At 74.3% G+C, this 15,797-nt stretch carries 15 protein-coding genes; 4 read left to right on the top strand and 11 right to left on the bottom strand.

Features of this window, described 5'->3' with window-relative positions:
- Positions 1-96: 96 nt before the first annotated feature.
- The 3 genes from ACH4N1_RS33095 to ACH4N1_RS33085 all read right to left on the bottom strand — a co-directional run bounded on the left by ACH4N1_RS33095 (position 97) and on the right by ACH4N1_RS33085 (position 3,189).
- A complete protein-coding gene (locus tag ACH4N1_RS33095; RefSeq protein WP_398103815.1) occupies positions 97-1,254 on the bottom strand; it encodes an ROK family transcriptional regulator in 1,158 nt (385 codons plus the stop codon).
- 88 nt (positions 1,255-1,342) lie between these two features.
- Positions 1,343-2,017, bottom strand: coding sequence for a response regulator (locus tag ACH4N1_RS33090; protein ID WP_398103813.1), 675 nt, complete (start codon positions 2,015-2,017; stop codon positions 1,343-1,345).
- A 14-nt stretch (positions 2,018-2,031) separates the two neighbouring features.
- On the bottom strand, positions 2,032-3,189 hold the full coding sequence (locus ACH4N1_RS33085) for a sensor histidine kinase (protein ID WP_398103810.1): 1,158 nt from the start codon (positions 3,187-3,189) through the stop codon (positions 2,032-2,034).
- Positions 3,190-3,297: 108 nt separating this feature from the next.
- On the opposite strand from ACH4N1_RS33085, the gene ACH4N1_RS33080 reads away from it, so the two are divergent.
- Together ACH4N1_RS33080 and ACH4N1_RS33075 are read left to right on the top strand one after the other, a co-directional pair.
- Entirely contained in the window at positions 3,298-4,218 is a 921-nt protein-coding gene (locus ACH4N1_RS33080) for an ATP-binding cassette domain-containing protein (protein WP_398103807.1), read from the top strand.
- Positions 4,219-4,220: 2 nt separating this feature from the next.
- The gene (locus ACH4N1_RS33075; protein ID WP_398103804.1) at positions 4,221-4,943 is read left to right on the top strand and encodes an ABC transporter permease; all 723 of its coding nucleotides are present in this window, start codon (positions 4,221-4,223) and stop codon (positions 4,941-4,943) included.
- 196 nt (positions 4,944-5,139) lie between these two features.
- Here ACH4N1_RS33075 and mug read toward each other — a convergent pair whose 3' ends face one another.
- From mug to ACH4N1_RS33035, 8 genes are all read right to left on the bottom strand, one after another.
- Positions 5,140-5,685, bottom strand: a complete 546-nt coding sequence (mug, locus tag ACH4N1_RS33070) for a G/U mismatch-specific DNA glycosylase (protein ID WP_398103897.1) — start codon at positions 5,683-5,685, stop codon at positions 5,140-5,142.
- Complete coding sequence (purB, locus tag ACH4N1_RS33065; protein WP_398103801.1) at positions 5,682-7,124, bottom strand: adenylosuccinate lyase; 1,443 nt, start codon at positions 7,122-7,124, stop codon at positions 5,682-5,684. Before purB ends, mug begins: the two co-directional genes overlap by 4 nt.
- An 83-nt stretch (positions 7,125-7,207) precedes the next feature.
- On the bottom strand, positions 7,208-7,996 hold the full coding sequence (locus ACH4N1_RS33060) for an SGNH/GDSL hydrolase family protein (protein ID WP_398103799.1): 789 nt from the start codon (positions 7,994-7,996) through the stop codon (positions 7,208-7,210).
- 84 nt (positions 7,997-8,080) lie between these two features.
- Positions 8,081-9,094 (bottom strand): hemolysin family protein, encoded by a 1,014-nt coding sequence (locus ACH4N1_RS33055; protein WP_398103798.1) that lies wholly within the window; start codon positions 9,092-9,094, stop codon positions 8,081-8,083.
- Positions 9,091-10,425, bottom strand: a complete 1,335-nt coding sequence (locus ACH4N1_RS33050) for a hemolysin family protein (protein WP_398103795.1) — start codon at positions 10,423-10,425, stop codon at positions 9,091-9,093. Before ACH4N1_RS33050 ends, ACH4N1_RS33055 begins: the two co-directional genes overlap by 4 nt.
- 207 nt (positions 10,426-10,632) lie before the next feature.
- Positions 10,633-11,058, bottom strand: coding sequence for a GNAT family N-acetyltransferase (locus ACH4N1_RS33045; protein ID WP_398103792.1), 426 nt, complete (start codon positions 11,056-11,058; stop codon positions 10,633-10,635).
- 428 nt (positions 11,059-11,486) lie between these two features.
- Positions 11,487-14,054 (bottom strand): ABC transporter permease, encoded by a 2,568-nt coding sequence (locus ACH4N1_RS33040; protein ID WP_398103789.1) that lies wholly within the window; start codon positions 14,052-14,054, stop codon positions 11,487-11,489.
- A 4-nt stretch (positions 14,055-14,058) separates the two neighbouring features.
- Positions 14,059-14,904, bottom strand: a complete 846-nt coding sequence (locus ACH4N1_RS33035; RefSeq protein ID WP_398103786.1) for an ABC transporter ATP-binding protein — start codon at positions 14,902-14,904, stop codon at positions 14,059-14,061.
- A 137-nt stretch (positions 14,905-15,041) separates the two neighbouring features.
- Between ACH4N1_RS33035 and ACH4N1_RS33030 the strand changes: the two genes are divergently transcribed.
- Entirely contained in the window at positions 15,042-15,284 is a 243-nt protein-coding gene (locus ACH4N1_RS33030) for a toxin-antitoxin system HicB family antitoxin (protein WP_398103783.1), read from the top strand.
- A 4-nt stretch (positions 15,285-15,288) separates the two neighbouring features.
- Positions 15,289-15,663: a fic family toxin-antitoxin system, toxin component gene (locus ACH4N1_RS33025; RefSeq protein WP_398103780.1), complete on the top strand. Its 375-nt coding sequence runs from the start codon at positions 15,289-15,291 to the stop codon at positions 15,661-15,663.
- Positions 15,664-15,797 lie beyond the last annotated feature (134 nt).

The raw sequence follows: 15,797 nt of genomic DNA, 5'->3' as shown, positions 1-15,797 counted from the left end.
GCTCCCCGAACGGCCTGCACCCGGCCCCCGGCCGCCCGGCCGGCGCGCCCCGGAAGGACTCCGGGGCGCGCCGCCTCCCGGACCGCGGAACACGCCTCACACGCGGCCCGTCACCGTGCCCTCCACCGCGAAGAGCTGCTCCTCGACGTGGTCGAGGGCCAGCCGCAGCGCCCCCGTCGCCACGGCCGCCTCCCCGAGGAGGGACAGGGCCACCTTCGGCGGACGCAGACAGTAGCGCGCCAACTCCCGCCGCAGCGGCTCCAGTACGCCGTCCAGCCCCGCCGCCCAGCCGCCCACCACGACCAGCTCGGGGTCGAGGGCGAGCGCCAGCGCGGCCACGTCGTGGACGAGCCGTTGGATGAAGCGTTCCACGGCCGCCCGCGCCCGCTGGTCGCCCTCGCGGGCCTGCGCGAACACCTCGGCGACCGCCTGCTCGTCCAGCGGGTGCAGCGGCTCGTCCGTCGTGGACAGCAGCGTCTCCGGCGTCACCCCGCGCCCCAGCAGGTGCAGCGCGCCGATCTCCCCGGCCGCCCCGCCGTACCCGCGGTGCAGCCGCCCCCCGATCAGCGAACCCGCGCCCGGACTCAGCCCGGCCAGCACGAACACGACGTCGTCGGACTCGGCGGCGGAACCCTTCCAGTGCTCGGCCACGGCCGCGGCGTTGGCGTCGTTCTCCACCAGCACCGGGCACTTGAAGGAACGGCTCAGCCGCTCGCCCAGCCGCAGCCCCGTCCACTCGGGCAGCGCGGTACCCAGCCGTACCGTCCCGTCCGCCTCCACGATGCCGGGCGTGCCGACGCCGACGGCCCGCAGGGAGCTGCGCGGGACCCCGGCCCGCCGCAGCAGCTCGGCGACAGCGGTCCGCAGCCGTTCGAGCCGCTCGTCGGCGGGCGCCGACTCGGCGACGTCCTTCGCCTGCGCGCCCAGCACCCGCCCGTCCAGGTCGGCCAGGAGCACGGCCACCCGGTGCGCCCCGATCTCCAGACCCAGCAGGTGACCGGCCTCGGCCCGGAACCGGAACCGGCGTGCCGGACGCCCCTGCCGACGGGCGGCGCCCTCCTCGGCGGCCTTCTCGACGACGAGACCGGCCCCTACGAGGTCCTCGACGACCCCCTCGACGGTCGGCCGGGACAGCCCCGTCACCCGCGTGATCTCCGTCAGCGTCGCGCAGTCGGCGGCACGCAACGCGTGCAGCACCACCGCGGAATTGATCCTTCGCAACAGCGAGGGATCCCCGCCGGTCAGCCGCCCCAACGTCCGTCCTCCCAGCTCGTGCGCGTGTGGGGCGGATCGTACTCGGCGCGCGGCACCCGGGCGAGCGCGGGCGGCGCACCGGCCCGCCTCACCCGCCGGTCCGGCCCGCCGCGACGAACCCCGACTCGTACGCCGTGATCACCGCCTGCGTGCGGTCGCGGACCGTCAGCTTCGCCAGCACCGCGCTCACGTGCGACTTGACGGTCTCCGCGCCGACGACCAGCCGCGCGGCGATCTCCGCGTTGGACAGCCCGCCCGCCATCAGCCGCAGCACCTCGGCCTCCCGCTCGGTCAGCCGCGCCCGCTCCAGCAGGTCCCGCGCCGCCCGGTTCCCCGGCCCCCCGCCGTACGAGGCGGCCAGCCGCCGTACCGACGCCGGGAACAGCAGCGACCCGCCCTCGGCGACGAGCCGCACCGCGTGCACGATCTCCGCGGGCCGGGCCCGCTTCAACAGGAACCCGTCCGCCCCCGCGCGCAGCGCCTCGTACACGTACTCGTCGTTCTCGAAGGTCGTCACGACGAGGATCCTCGGCGGCCCCTCCACCGTCCGCAGCACCGCGCGGGTGGCCTCGATCCCGTCCATCAACGGCATCCGCACGTCCATGGCGACGACGTCGGGCCGCAGCCGCCGCACCAGCGGGATCACCGCCGCCCCGTCCGCGGCCTCCCCGACGACCTCGATGTCGGGCTGCGCCTCCAGCACGGCCCGCAGCCCGGCACGCACCAGGGGTTCGTCGTCGACGAGGAGCACGGTGATCGGCATCCGGTCAGCGTAGATCAGCGCAGCGGCAGCTCCGCACGCACCTGCCAGTCGCCCCCGTCGGGGCCGGCCGCCGCCCGCCCGCCGAGCAGCGCGGCCCGCTCGTGGATGCCCCGCAGCCCACTGCCGCGCACCGGAGCGGCGGACACGCCCGCGGCCAGCGGATTGCGCACCTCCAGGCGGAGCCGGGCCGCGGCGACCTCGACCCTGACCCGGACCGGAACGGAGCCCGCGTGCCGCAGCGCGTTGGTCAGCGCCTCCTGGAGGATGCGGTAGCCCTCCCGGGACACCGGGCCCGGCACGCTCTCCAGCGGCCCGGTCAGCTCGGCGTCCACCTCCGCGCCCGACGCGCGCGCGGACTCCAGCAGCCGGTCGGCCTCGGCCAGCGTCGGCCGGGCGCCCACCGGCCGCTCCGCCTCGCGCAGCACCCCGAGGACCCGCTCGAGGTCCTCCAGCGCGGCCCGGCCGGTCTCCTCGATCGCGCCGAGCGCCCGGTCGGTGAACGCGGGATCGCCCGCCGCCCGTGCCGCGCCCGCCTGCACCACGGCCACCGTCAGGGCGTGGCCGATGGAGTCGTGCAGTTCGCGCGCGATGCGGTTGCGCTCCAGGAGCTGCTCGGTGCGCTCCTCCAACGCCGCCAGCCGCTCGCCCGCGGACGGCCCGAGCAGCAGCCGCGCCAGCGAGGCGGCCGCCGCACCCAGCCCGACGACGAGTCCGTACCAGGCGAGGAGGGGCAGCGGCACCAGGAGGGCGTACCACCAGTGCGGCGTCGCCCCGGCGAGCACCGGGACGTCGTCGGGCACGCGCCCGCGCGCCGTCCCGGCCAGCTGGTAGGCGATGATCGGCAGCCGGACACAGGCGAAGACCGTCACCAGCCCGAGGGCCATCCGCACTTCCAGCCACAGCACCGTACGCAGCCGGTCCCGCCAGGCCGTCGCCGGAGTCACGGAGAACGCCGGGTCCCGCCCGCCCGCCGTCAGCAGCAACTGCGCCTGCACTCCCTCACCCGTGCGCACCGCCGGGATCAGCCCGACCGGCACCAGGGCCAGCGCCGGCACCCACGGCCTCGACGGGTCGATGAACATCCAGACGCTCACGACCAGCATCGGCACCCACAGGTGCACCAGTCGTGTGTACGTCGTCCCCCGCAGCAGCGGGCGCAGCAAGCGGCCCATGCGCACATCGTGACAGGCACCACCGACAGGCCACCTCCCCCGGGCGGGGGAGACGAACCCCACCGGCGGGGGAGGCCCGGCAGCGGGTGCGTCGGCCACCGTGGTGCCATGACCAGCATCGACGTCCACGACCTCACCAAGGAGTACGGCCCCCGGCGGGCCGTGGACCGGCTCACCTTCCGGGTCCTGCCCGGCCGCGTCACCGGCTTCCTCGGCCCCAACGGCGCCGGCAAGTCCACCACCCTGCGCCTCGTCCTCGGCCTCGACCGGCCGACCTCGGGGACCGCCGGCATCGGCGGCCGCCCCTACGCCACGCTGCCCGAACCCCTGCGCCACGTCGGGGCGTTGCTCGACGCCCAGGCCCCGCACGGCTCCCGCACCGGCCGCGACCACCTGCGGGCCCTCGCCGCGAGCAACCGCATCCCCGTCCGCCGGGTCGACGAGGTGCTGGAGGAGACCGGGCTGGCGACGGCCGCGCGCCGCCGGGTGAAGACGTACTCCCTCGGCATGCGGCAACGGCTGGGCATCGCCGCCGCCCTGCTCGGCGACCCCGGGGTGGTGCTGCTCGACGAACCCTCCAACGGCCTCGACCCCGAAGGCATCGTCTGGATCCGCGGGCTGCTGCGCCGGCTCGCGGGCGAGGGGCGCACCGTCCTGGTCTCCAGTCACCTCATGAACGAGACGGCCGCCTTCGCCGACCACCTCGTGGTCCTCGGACGGGGCCGTCTGCTGGCCGACACCCCCGTGCGGGACTTCGTCGACGCGCGCGTGCGGCCCCGGGTCCGCGTCCGCACCTCCGACCCCGCCGCCCTGGCGGAGGCCCTGGCCCGGCACGGGCACGAGGGGGTCGCCCACGCCGACGGGCACTGGACGGTGGACCACGCGCGCGTGGACGACATCGGCCGGCTCGCCTCCGAGGCGGGCGTCCCGCTGCTCGAACTGACCGCGGAGGAAGGCACGCTGGAACAGGCCTACCTCGGTCTGACCGCCGCCGACACCGAGTTCGCGGCCGCTCCCCAGGAGGCCTGACCATGGGATTCACGCCCGCACTCCACGCCGAGTGGATCAAGATACGTACGCTGCGGTCCCAGACCGCCACCCTGGGCGCGGTCCTGCTCGCCACCGTCGCCTTCTCCCTGCTCGCCGCCGCCGACACCGACGCGGCCGACACCGACCCGCTGTTCTCCGCCTTCTTCGGCGTCAGCTTCGGCCAGATCGCTGCGGTGGCCTTCGGGACGACGGCGGTGGCGGCCGAGTTCCAGGGCGGCGCGCTGCGCGTGTCCCTGGCCGCGGTCCCGCGCCGCGGCCGCTGGTTCGCCGCCAAGGCCACGGCGATCGCCCTGCCCGTCCTGGCCGTGGGCCTGGCCACCGGCCTGCTGACCTGGGCCGTGGGCCGCGAGGCACCGGGGGGACGGACGGCGGGGTTCGGCACGGCCGAAGGACTGCGCGCGGCCGTCGGCTGCGGCCTCTACCTCACGCTGATGGCCCTGCTCGCCGCCGGTCTGACGGCCGTGCTGCGCAGCGGGGTCGCCACGCTCGGCATCCTCGTCCCGTTCCTGCTGATGGTGTCCTTCGTGGTCGGCGACATGTCCGGCTCCGTCGCCGACCTCCTCCCCGACCGGGCCGGCCAGATCGCCCTCCACGGCACGTGGGACGGTGCCCTGGGACCGTGGACCGGGCTGACGGTGACCGCCCTGTGGACGGCGGCGGCCCTCGCGGCGGGGGCCTGGCGGCTGCGGCGCCGGGACGCCTGAACGGGCTGGGCCCCCGGCGCCGTCCGGGACGACGAGACCCGGCTCCTCCTGCCCGTCACCGGCTCCTGCCCGTCACCGGCTCCTGCCCGTCACCGGCTCCTGCCCGTCACCGGCTCCTGCCCGTCACCGGCTCCTGCCCGTCACCGGGACCGGCCCGCCTCGGCCGGTGGCCCTTCCCCCGGCGGAGGCCCGCAGGTCACTCCGCGGCCGCCACCCGCAGCCGCGCGTACTCCTGCGCCATCGTCGCCGTCGTCCAATGGGCGTTCAGCCCGCTGGGATTGGGCAGCACCCACACGCGCGTGTCCCCGATCGTCCGCTCCTGCGGCCCCACCTGGGCGGTACGGTCGTCGAACGCCACCCGGTACGCGGTCACGCCCACCACTGCCAGCCGGCGCGGCTCCAGCCGGGCCACCTTCTCCCGGAGCAGCCGGCCGCCCTCGCGGTACTCCTCCGCCGTCAGTTCGTCGGCCCGCGCACTCGCCCGCGCCACCACGTTGGTGATGCCGAGCCCGTACGACAGCAGCTCCCGCTGCTCCGCCGGTCTCAACTGCCTGGGTGTGAAGCCGGACAGGTGCAGCACCGGCCAGAAGCGGTTGCCCGGCCGGGCGAAGTGGTGGCCGGTCGCCGCCGACATCAGGCCCGGGTTGATGCCGCAGAAGAGCACCCGCAGGCCGCCCGCGACGACGTCCGGCACGAGACGGTCGCGGGCGGCCTCCAGTTCCGCCTGGGTGAAGCGGGTCAGAGGATCGCCCCCGGGGTGTAACCGGCGGCCTCCGGCCGCTGCTTCACGATCTCCTCGATCCGGCCGACGACGAACGCCACCTGGTCGGCGGCGGCCCCCGTGAAGGACAGCTTGTCGGCCATCAGCGCGTCGAGCTGCGCGCGGTCCAGCGGGATGCGTTCGTCGGCGGCGAGCTTGTCCAGCAGCTCGTTGCGCTCGGCACCCTGCTCGCGCATGGCCAGCGCGGAGGCCACGGCGTTCTCCTTGATCGCCTCGTGCGCCAGCTCCCGGCCCACGCCCGCCCGCACCGCGCCCATCAGGACCTTGGTGGTGGCGAGGAACGGCAGGTAGCGGTCCAGCTCACGGGCGACGACGGCCGGGAAGGCGCCGAACTCGTCGAGCACCGTCAAGAACGTCTCCAGCAGACCGTCGAGCGCGAAGAACGCGTCCGGCAGCGCGACCCGGCGCACCACCGAGCAGGACACGTCGCCCTCGTTCCACTGGTCGCCCGCCAGCTCGCCGGTCATCGACGCGTAGCCGCGCAGGATCACCATGAGGCCGTTGACGCGCTCGCAGGAGCGGGTGTTCATCTTGTGCGGCATCGCGGAGGAGCCGACCTGGCCCGGCTTGAAGCCCTCGGTCACCAGCTCGTGCCCGGCCATCAGCCGGATGGTCTTGGCCAGCGACGACGGCGCCGCCGCCAGCTGCACCAGCGCGGTGACGACCTCGTAGTCCAGCGAGCGCGGGTAGACCTGGCCGACGGAGGTGAAGGCCTGCGAGAAGCCGAGGTGCCCGGCGATCCGCTGCTCCAGCTCCGCGAGCTTGCCCGCGTCGCCGCCGAGCAGGTCGAGCATGTCCTGGGCGGTGCCGACCGGGCCCTTGATGCCGCGCAGCGGGTAGCGGACGAGCAGCTCCTCGACCCGCCCGTACGCCACGAGCAGTTCGTCGGCCGCCGTCGCGAACCGCTTGCCCAGCGTGGTGGCCTGGGCGGCCACGTTGTGCGAGCGGCCGGCCACGACCAGCTCGCCGTACTCGCCGGCCAGCTTGCCCAGCCGCGCCAGCACCGCCACCGTACGGTCGCGGACCAGCTCCAGCGACAGCCGGATCTGGAGCTGCTCGACGTTCTCCGTGAGGTCGCGGGACGTCATGCCCTTGTGGACCTGCTCGTGCCCGGCGAGGTCGTTGAACTCCTCGATCCGTGCCTTCACGTCGTGCCGCGTGACCTTCTCGCGCTCGGCGATGGAGGCCAGGTCGACCTGGTCGAGGACGCGTTCGTAGTCGGCGATCGCCGCGTCCGGCACCTCGATCCCGAGGTCCTTCTGGGCCCGCAGCACGGCGAGCCAGAGCTGACGCTCCAGCTTCACCTTCTGCTCGGGCGACCAGAGCGTGGCGAGCTCGGCGGAGGCGTAGCGTCCGGCGAGGACGTTGGGGATGCGGGGCTTGGCGGGAGCGGAAGTCACGTGTACGGATTCTACTGGCGATTCCTGCAGGCCGGCGCCGTGGCCCCGTTCGGCGGAACCTACGAGACCCGGGTCACGCGCGGCTACGCCCGCGGGCCCTCGTACGGCAGCAGGTCGGGCCGCTTCGGCGGCATGCCGTCCCCCGAGGAACGGCCGGTGAGACGGCGGGCTATCCACGGCAGCAGGTACCGGCGCGCGAACCGGGCGTCGGCCACCCGCCGCGCGACCCAGGCCGGCGGCACGGTCGCGGGCATCGGCTCGTGCCACCCGGTGTCCTCGGGGTCGTACCCGAGGCCCTGCCAGACCGCCTCGGCGACCCGGCGGTGGCCCTCGGCCGTCAGGTGCAGCCGGTCCACGTCCCACATCCGCGGGTCGCCCAGGGAGGGGGCGCCGTACAGGTCGACGACCAGCGCGCCGTGCCGGGCGGCGAGGCCGTCGACGCAGGCGAACAACTCCTCCATGCGCGGCCGGAACCGCTCCAGCACCGGGCCCTGCCGGCCGGGGCTGCGCATCAGTACGAGCTGCTTGCAGGAGGGGGCCAGCCGCTCCACGGCCTCGGTCAGCAGGTCCCGTACCCGGACCATGTCGCACTTGGGCCGCAGGGTGTCGTTCAGGCCGCCGACCAGGGTGATGACGTCGGCGCCCATGGTGGCCGCGACCGGCACCTGTTCCTCGACGATCTGGCCGATCAGCTTGCCGCGCACCGCGAGGTTGGCGTACCGGAAGCCGGGCGTGCGCGCGGCCATCCGGCCTGCGAGGAGGTCCGCCCAGCCCCGGTAGGTGCCGTCGGGCAGCAGGTCCGACATGCCCTCGGTGAAGGAGTCGCCGACCGCGACCAGGCTGGAGTGCGGGGGAGTGGTGTTCGTCTGCATGGCGTCAGCGATGGTAACCCGCACGCCATACCCAGCGGTCGGTCACCCCCGCCGCCCGGTCTCAGGTCCGCCCGCCGCCCGCTCTCAGGCCCGCTGCCCGAACAGCTCCCGCAGCACGTCCTCCATGGTGACCAGCCCGGCGAGCCGCCCGTCGGAGCCGAGCGCGGCCGCCAGGTGGGTGCGGCTGCCGCGCATCGCGGTGAGGACGTCGTCCAGCGGCGTCGTCTCGCGCACCCGGGCGATGGGCCGCAGGTCCCGCACCCGGAACGGCTCGTCGCGCGGCGAGGCGTCCAGCGCGTCCTTCACGTGCAGGTAGCCCACGATCCGGCGCCCCTCGTCGACGACGGGGAAGCGGGAGAACCCGGATTCCGCGCCGAGCCGTTCCAGCTCCTCCGGGGTGACCCCCACGCGCGCGTAGACGACGCGTTCCAGCGGCAGGACGACGTCCCGCACCGGGCGGCGGCCCAGCTCCAGCGCGTCGTGCAGACGCTCCTGGGCGCGGTCGTCGAGCAGGCCCGCCTCTCCGGCGTCCCGCACGATCTGCGCCAGCTCCGCGTCCGAGAACGTGGCCGTGACCTCGTCCTTCGTCTCGACCCGCAGCAGCTTCAGCAGGCCGTTGGCGAAGGCGTTGACCGTGAAGATCACCGGCCGCAGCGCCCGGGAGAGCGTGACCAGCGGCGGTCCGAGCAGCAGAGCGCTGCGCACCGGTTCGGCGAGCGAGATGTTCTTCGGCACCATCTCGCCCAGCAGCATGTGCAGATACGTCGCCAGGGTCAGCGCGATCACGAAGGACACCACGTGGCCCGCGCCCTCGGGGACGCCGACCGCGTGGAACACCGGCTCCAGCAGGTGCGCGATCGCCGGTTCGGCGACCACGCCGAGGACCAGGGTGCACAGCGTGATGCCGAGCTGGGCGGCCGCCAGCAGCGCGGACACGTGCTCCAGGCCCCACAGCACGCTCTTGGCACGCCGGTCGCCCTGTTCGGCGTACGGCTCGATCTGGGAGCGGCGCACGGAGATCAGCGCGAACTCCGCGCCGACGAAGAAGGCGTTGACGACCAGGGTCGCCAGGCCGATCAGCAGCTGGACGGCGGTCACTGGTCCGCCCCTTCCACGTGGTCCTGGGCGAGCGGGGCGTGCAGCAGGACGCGCGCGGCCCGGCGGCCGGACGCGTCGACGACGTCCATGCGCCAGCCGGCCACGTCCAGGCTGTCGCCGACGGCCGGTATGCGGCCCAGCTCGGTGGCGACCAGCCCGGCGAGGGTCTCGTAGGGGCCCTCGGGGGTGTGCAGGCCGACCCGCGCGAGCTGGTCGGTGCGCGCGGCGCCGTCGGCGGAGTAGATCCGGCGGCCCTCGTCGTCGGTGCCCGCGTGGGCCAGGTCGGGCGTCTCGTGCGGGTCGTGCTCGTCACGGACCTCGCCGACGACCTCCTCGACGATGTCCTCCAGGGTCGCCACGCCCGCCGTACCGCCGTACTCGTCGATGACCACGGCCATCGTCCGCTTGCCGGAGAGCCGGTCCAGGAGCCGGTCCACGGTCAGGGACTCGGGGACCAGCAGGGGTTCGCGCATCAGCTCGGCGACGGGCACGCGCGCCCGCTGCTCCGCCGGGACGGCCAGGACGTCCTTGATGTGCGCGGTGCCGACGACGGTGTCCAGGCCACCGCGGAACACGGGGAACCGGGACAGGCCCGTCGCCCGGGTCGCGTTCGCGACGTCCTCGCAGGTCGCCTGGGCGTCGAGGGCGATGACCTGCACGCGCGGGGTCATCACGTTCTCCGCGGTCAGGTCGGCCAGGTTCAGGGTGCGCACGAACAGCTCGGCGGTGTCCGCCTCCAGGGCACCCTGCCGGGCCGAGTGCCGGGCCAGCGCCGCCAGTTCCTGCGGGCCGCGGGCGGAGGCCAGCTCCTCGGCGGGCTCCAGGCCGAAGCGGCGGACGACCCGGTTGGCCGTGTTGTTCAGGTGGCTGATGAACGGCCGGAAGGCGGCGCTGAAGAAGCGTTGCGCGTTGCCCACCCGCTTGGCCATGGCCAGCGGGGTGGAGATCGCCCAGTTCTTCGGCACCAGTTCGCCGACGACCATCAGGAACACCGTCGACAGCGCCGTGCCCAGCACCAGGGCGACGGAACTCGCGGTCGTGCTCGGCAGGCCGGCCGACTCCAGCGGCCCGGAGATCAATTTGGCGATCGAGGGTTCGGCGAGCATGCCGACGACCAGGTTGGTGACGGTGATGCCGAGCTGGGCGCCGGAGAGCTGGAAGGTCAGGTTGCGGACGGCCTTGAGAGCACCGGCCGCGCCGCGTTCGCCGCGCTCGACGGCCCGCTCCAGCTCGCCGCGTTCGACCGTGGTCAACGAGAACTCGGCTGCGACGAAGGCACCGCACGCGAGCGACAGCAGGATCGCCACCAACAGCAACAGCAGTTCCATCACCGGTTCACCTCCGTCCCATGATCGGGCAGGAGGGGGAGGATCGCGCGACGTCGGGGACCAGGAGGCTCGCCCATGGGCGGAGGCTCACACCTTTCGAGAACTCGTTGAAGGGGACCGCACGGTGTGCACGGTCCCCCAAGGGTAAAGGGTCGGCAAAGAGCGGTGTCGGCCGCCCCGGCCCGGCCGCCCGACCGGAGCGCCGTCGGCTCAGCCGGTCAGCGGCTTCACCCAGCGCCGCCACTTCTCCTCGGGCGTGTACCCCGCCGCACGCCACGCATGATGGGCCGTCTCGTTGCGCGTCAGCACCATCGCGTCGGCGCGCCGCCCCCCGAGCCGGACGAACCGCTCCTCCGCGGCGGCGAGCAGCGCCGCACCGATGCCCTGACGGCGGTACGCCGGATGCGCCGCCAGCCGGTAGAGGTGACAGCGCCAGCCGTCGAAACCGGCGATCACCGTGCCCACCAGCTCACCGCCGCGCTCCGCCAGGATCAGCGCCCCGGGGTCGCGGGCGACGAGCCGCTCCACGCCCTCGCGGTCGTCGCTGATGCTCGTGCCCTCGGCGGCGGTCTTCCAGAAGGCCAGCACGGTGTCGAGGTCGTCGGGCGTTGCGGCCCGTATCCGCAGATCAGACATGGGGCGATCCCATCACGCGGGGAACACCCGGGCGCCGGATTCCAGCATCCGGACGCCCGCGGCCCGTTCCCCGCCGGACGCCCGCCGCCCGTTCCGCGCCGGGCGCCGGCTTCCCGGAGGCACCGGCTGCCCCCGGCCGCGCCGACCGGCCCCGGACTTCCCGGCGGCGCCGACCGGTCCCGGCCGCAGGGTGTGCCGACCGGCCCCGGACTTCCCGGCGGCGCCGACCGGTCCCGGCCGCAGGGTGTGCAGAACGGTCCCGGGTTCCCGGCGGTGCCGGCCGCGTACGGGCCGTCCGGTGGCGCCGACCGCCCGGCCCTGCCGGCGCGCCGAGCACGGCAGGGCCCGCCGTACGCCGACCCACGGCTGCTCCAGACCGTGCCGCCCTCCCCGGCCGGCGCGGCATCGGCGCCGGCCGGCCGGCGTCCTCAGTCGTGCGCGATGGCCGACAGCACGTTCATCCGCGAGGCCCGCAGCGCCGGCAGCAGGGCCGCCACCACGCCCACCACCGCCGAGCCGACGACGACCGCGACGATCGTGCCCCACGGGATCGCCAGCGCCTTCATGCCCTGCAGGGCCAGCAACCGCTGGGTGCACACGCCCCACACCAGCCCCAGTACCAGCCCCAGGACCGCGCCGAACACCGCGATCACCACCGACTCCAGCCGGATCATCCGGCGCAGCTGCCGCCGGGACAGCCCGATCGCCCGGAGCAGTCCGATCTCCCGGGTCCGCTCCACCACCGACAGCGCGAGGGTGTTGACCACGCCGAGGACCGCGATGACGATCGCGAGGCCGAGCAGCGCGTACACCAGGTAGAGCAGCACGGCGATCTGATCGTGCACCAGCTCCTTGTAGTCGGCCTGGTCACGTGCCTGCACCTGCGGATACGGGTCGAGCGTCCGCTCCAGCCGGGAACGCAGCTCGTCCGCGTCCGTGCCGGCGGCCGCGTTGACGTACAGCACGGAGTCCTGCCCGCCCGGCACGTACGTCTCGACCGTCCCGATGCCGAAGACCAGGCCGCCCTCCATCCCGAAGCCCTCGGCGGTGTCCTGGTCGGTGAGCGCGCCCACCCGGAAGGAAGCGGTCCGCTCGCCGGGGAACTCGACGGGGACCACGCTGCCGACCTGCACGCCGTGCTCCTCGGCGAAGTCGACGTCCATGCCGACCGCCCCGTCGGCCAGCGCGGCGGCGGTGTTCCCGCGCGCGTACGTCACCCGGGCGACCTCGTCGGCCCGGCGGTCGTACCCGGCGGCCGTCGTCCTCACCCGCTCGCCGTCCGGCAGCCGTACGGCGACCGGCGCGAACCGCTGCCGTACGACGACACCCACCCCCTCGGTGTCGCGGACCCGGTCGGTGACCTCCCGGGAGAACGGGGTGAGGTTGGTGTTCTGGATCACGAAGTCGGCGCCCAGCGTCTCGTCGATCTGCCGGTCGAAGGACTTCGACATCGAGGCGCTCGCCACCGACATGCCGCCCACCAGGGCGAGGCCCACCATCAGCGCGGCCGCGGTGGCGCCGGTGCGGCGCGGATCGCGCAGGGCGTTGCGCCGGCTCATCCGGCCGATCGGACCGAACAGGGCCGGGAAGGCCCCGCCGAGCACCCGGATCACCGGGCGCACGAGCAGCGGGCCCGCGACGACCGTGGCGATCAGGGTGAGGACGACGCCGAGACCCAGCAGGGCGGCCGCGGCCGCCGTCCGTGACGCGGTCGCGCAGCCCGCCAGGGCGGCCGCGCCCAGGACGCCGACGACGGCCCCGGCCACCGCGCGCGCCCTCAGCGGCCGGTCCACGCCGGTCACGTCCCCGTCCGCCAGGGCCGCCATCGGCGACACCGTGGCCGCGCGGCGGGCCGGGAGGCAGGCGGCCACGAAGGTGACGCCGACGCCCACGGCGTACGCCGAGACGGGGGTGGCCCGGCCGACGACCATCTCGGCGGTGCTGAGGTTCATGCCGAAGGCGTCCATGAGCCGGATCAGCCCCGCCGCCAGTCCGATGCCGGCCGCGAGGCCCAGCGTCGAGCCGACCAGGCCGAGCAGCACGGCCTCGGTGAGGACGGAGCGCCGTACCTGGCGGCGGTCGGCGCCCAGGGCGCGCAGCAGGCCCAGTTCCCGGGTGCGCTGGGCGATCAGCATCGAGAACGTGTTCACGATCAGGAACACGCCCACCAGCACGGCGACCCCGGCGAACCCGAGCATCACGTACTTGATGACGTCGAGGAACCCGCCCAGCTCCGCCGCCGCCGACTTCGCCTGCTCATCGGCCGTCCGCACGTCGTAGGGCCCGGCGCCGAGCGCGGCGGCGACCGCGGGTTTCAGCTCCGCGTCGGCCACCCCCGCCGCCGCCCGGACGGAGATGCCCGTGGCCAGGTCCGCCGAGCCCAGCAGCCGGGCCGCGGCGATCTCCGGGTCGAGGAAGACCAGGGCGGCACCGGGGTTGGTGGTCTTGAAGGTGGCGATGCCGACGACCTCGACCCGGAACGAGCCCGGCTGGGCCATCACGGTCAGCGTGTCGCCGGTCCGCACGCCCTTCCTGCCGGCGGTGTCGGCGTCGAGCACGGCCTCGCCGTCGCCCCGCGGGGCGCGCCCCGCGGTCAGCTCCACCGGGCTGCGGTCGGTGAGGTACCAGTCGGTCGCGACGGTGGGCGCGCCGGTGGTCGGTCCGACGGACTCGTTCTCGCCGTCGACGACGGTGATGTTCTCCACGCTGACGTCGGCGTGCGCCGAGGCGACCCCGTCGACGGCGGCCACCCGGCCGGCGAGGGCGGCGGGCAGGGTCTGCGCCGCGCCGGTCGGCACGGAGGCGTTCAGGTCGTCCCTCGGCTCCACCGTCAGGTCGGCCGACGTGGACGCGAAGAGGCGGTCGAAGGTCCGTGTCACCGTGTCGGAGAAGATCAGGCTGCCCGCGACGAAGGCCACGGACAGCATCACGGCGAGGGCGGACAGCAGCAGCCGTCCCTTGTGCGCGAGGAAGCTCCGCAGCGTCGCCTTCAGCACCCGCTCAGTCCTTCTCGGTGGCGGTGGCGGTGGCGGTGCCACTGGTGCCGGTGGCGGTGCCGGTGCCGGACCGGGAGCGGATCAGGTCGAACCGTTTCATGCGTTCCAGCACCGCCTCCGCCGTGGGCCGCTCGATCTCGTCCACGATCCGCCCGTCGGCGAGGAAGAGCACGAGGTCGGAGTGGGCGGCGGCGCCCGGGTCGTGGGTGACCATGACGACGGTCTGACCCAGGTCGTCCACCGCCCGGCGCAGGAACGCGAGGACCTCCAGACCGGCGCGCGAGTCCAGGTTGCCGGTCGGCTCGTCCGCGAAGATCAGCTCGGGCCGGGAGACGAGGGCACGGGCACAGGCCACGCGCTGCTGCTGGCCGCCGGAGAGCTGGGACGGCCGGTGCCCGAGGCGGTCGCGCAGACCGAGCGCGTCGACGACCTGGTCCAGCCACTTCCGGTCCGGCTTCCGGCCGGCGATGTCCATCGGCAGGGTGATGTTCTCGACGGCGTTCAGGGTCGGGATCAGGTTGAACGACTGGAACATGAACCCGACGCGGTCCCGCCGGAGCCGGGTCAGCTCCCGTTCCCTCAGCCCCGTGATCTCGGTGCCGCCCAGCCACACCTGACCGGCGGACACGGTGTCGAGTCCGGCCAGGCAGTGCATCAGCGTGGACTTCCCGGAGCCCGACGGACCCATGACCGCGGTGAACCGCCCGCGGACGACGTCCACGTCCACCGCGTCCAGGGCGAGCACGGCCGTATCGCCCGAGCCGTACGCCTTGGTCAGCCCCCGGGCGCGGGCCGCGAGGTCCTCGGCCGAGGACAGACCGGGGGCGTGCTGCGCAGCAGGTGTGGACAAGACTGCCTCCTCGCTCGCGTGGACATGCCGTGCCGACGTCCCGACCGAGCGTAGTGTGACCGGGCGCACACCCGGTACGACTTTTCGGTTCCCGTCCGCCCTTGCCGGTGCTAGCGGATCGGCGCTAGCTTCGAGGTATGGCGAAGACCCAGCTGAACGTGCGCGTCGACGAGGGCACGGCCAAGGCCGCCCGCGAACGCGCCACCGCGCGCGGCATGAGCGTCAACCGCTACATCGAGGAACTGGTCAGGCAGGACACCGGCGAGGTGGGCCACACGTTCGTCGAGGCCGCCGCCGACTTCATGAAGCAGTACGAGAACGTCTTCGCGGAGGAGTTCGGCACGCTCCGCGAGGGCGGCACCCGTGAAGGCCGCCGCTGACCCCTTGAGCGACCTCACGATCGACCTCGCCTGGCTCCTGATGATCGCCGAGCAGAAGACCCCCGGAGACCCCCAGGTCACCGACTGGGGTGCCCTGGTGGCGGCGGTGGCACGCCACGACGCCCGGATCTTCGACGTCCCCGTCTACGACTCGCCGCACGCCCGCGCGGCGGCGCTCCTGCAACTCCTGCTGCACGTCCCGGCACTGGAGCGCTCGAACGCCCTCTTCGCGTGCGCCGTCGCTTACGCCTATCTGGTGGCGAGCGGAGCGAAGGTCGTGACCACGCCCGAGCAGGTCCGCGACCTGGCCCGACTGGCCAAGACCGGTGATGCCTCGGTCCACGACATCGCACGGGAACTGCGCCGCTGGAGCCTGTGAGAGGCCGCGCCTCCTCGGACGCGCTGCCCGGACAGCACACCTAGGGCGTGTCTGACAATTCCCGTCGGGCGCGCGACGCCTGGCACGGCACCTCGCCGCGTTGTCGGATCACCCGAGTACATCCAGTACACGGG

The sequence above is a fragment of the Streptomyces sp. NPDC017202 genome (assembly GCF_044331705.1).
Lineage (GTDB): Bacteria > Actinomycetota > Actinomycetes > Streptomycetales > Streptomycetaceae > Streptomyces.
The sequence above is the reverse complement of the archived record's forward strand: the minus strand, read 5'-3'. Positions and strand labels throughout refer to the sequence as shown.

Bases quoted from the DNA above. Each gene is read 5' to 3' on its own strand.
- ACH4N1_RS33090 (WP_398103813.1), bottom strand. From the start codon at position 2,017: ATGCCGATCACCGTGCTCCTCGTCGACGACGAACCCCTGGTGCGTGCC.
- ACH4N1_RS33085 (WP_398103810.1), bottom strand. From the start codon at position 3,189: ATGGGCCGCTTGCTGCGCCCGCTGCTGCGGGGGACGACGTACACACGA.
- ACH4N1_RS33080 (WP_398103807.1), top strand. From the start codon at position 3,298: ATGACCAGCATCGACGTCCACGACCTCACCAAGGAGTACGGCCCCCGG.
- ACH4N1_RS33075 (WP_398103804.1), top strand. From the start codon at position 4,221: ATGGGATTCACGCCCGCACTCCACGCCGAGTGGATCAAGATACGTACG.
- ACH4N1_RS33060 (WP_398103799.1), bottom strand. From the start codon at position 7,996: ATGCAGACGAACACCACTCCCCCGCACTCCAGCCTGGTCGCGGTCGGC.
- ACH4N1_RS33045 (WP_398103792.1), bottom strand. From the start codon at position 11,058: ATGTCTGATCTGCGGATACGGGCCGCAACGCCCGACGACCTCGACACC.
- ACH4N1_RS33030 (WP_398103783.1), top strand. From the start codon at position 15,042: ATGGCGAAGACCCAGCTGAACGTGCGCGTCGACGAGGGCACGGCCAAG.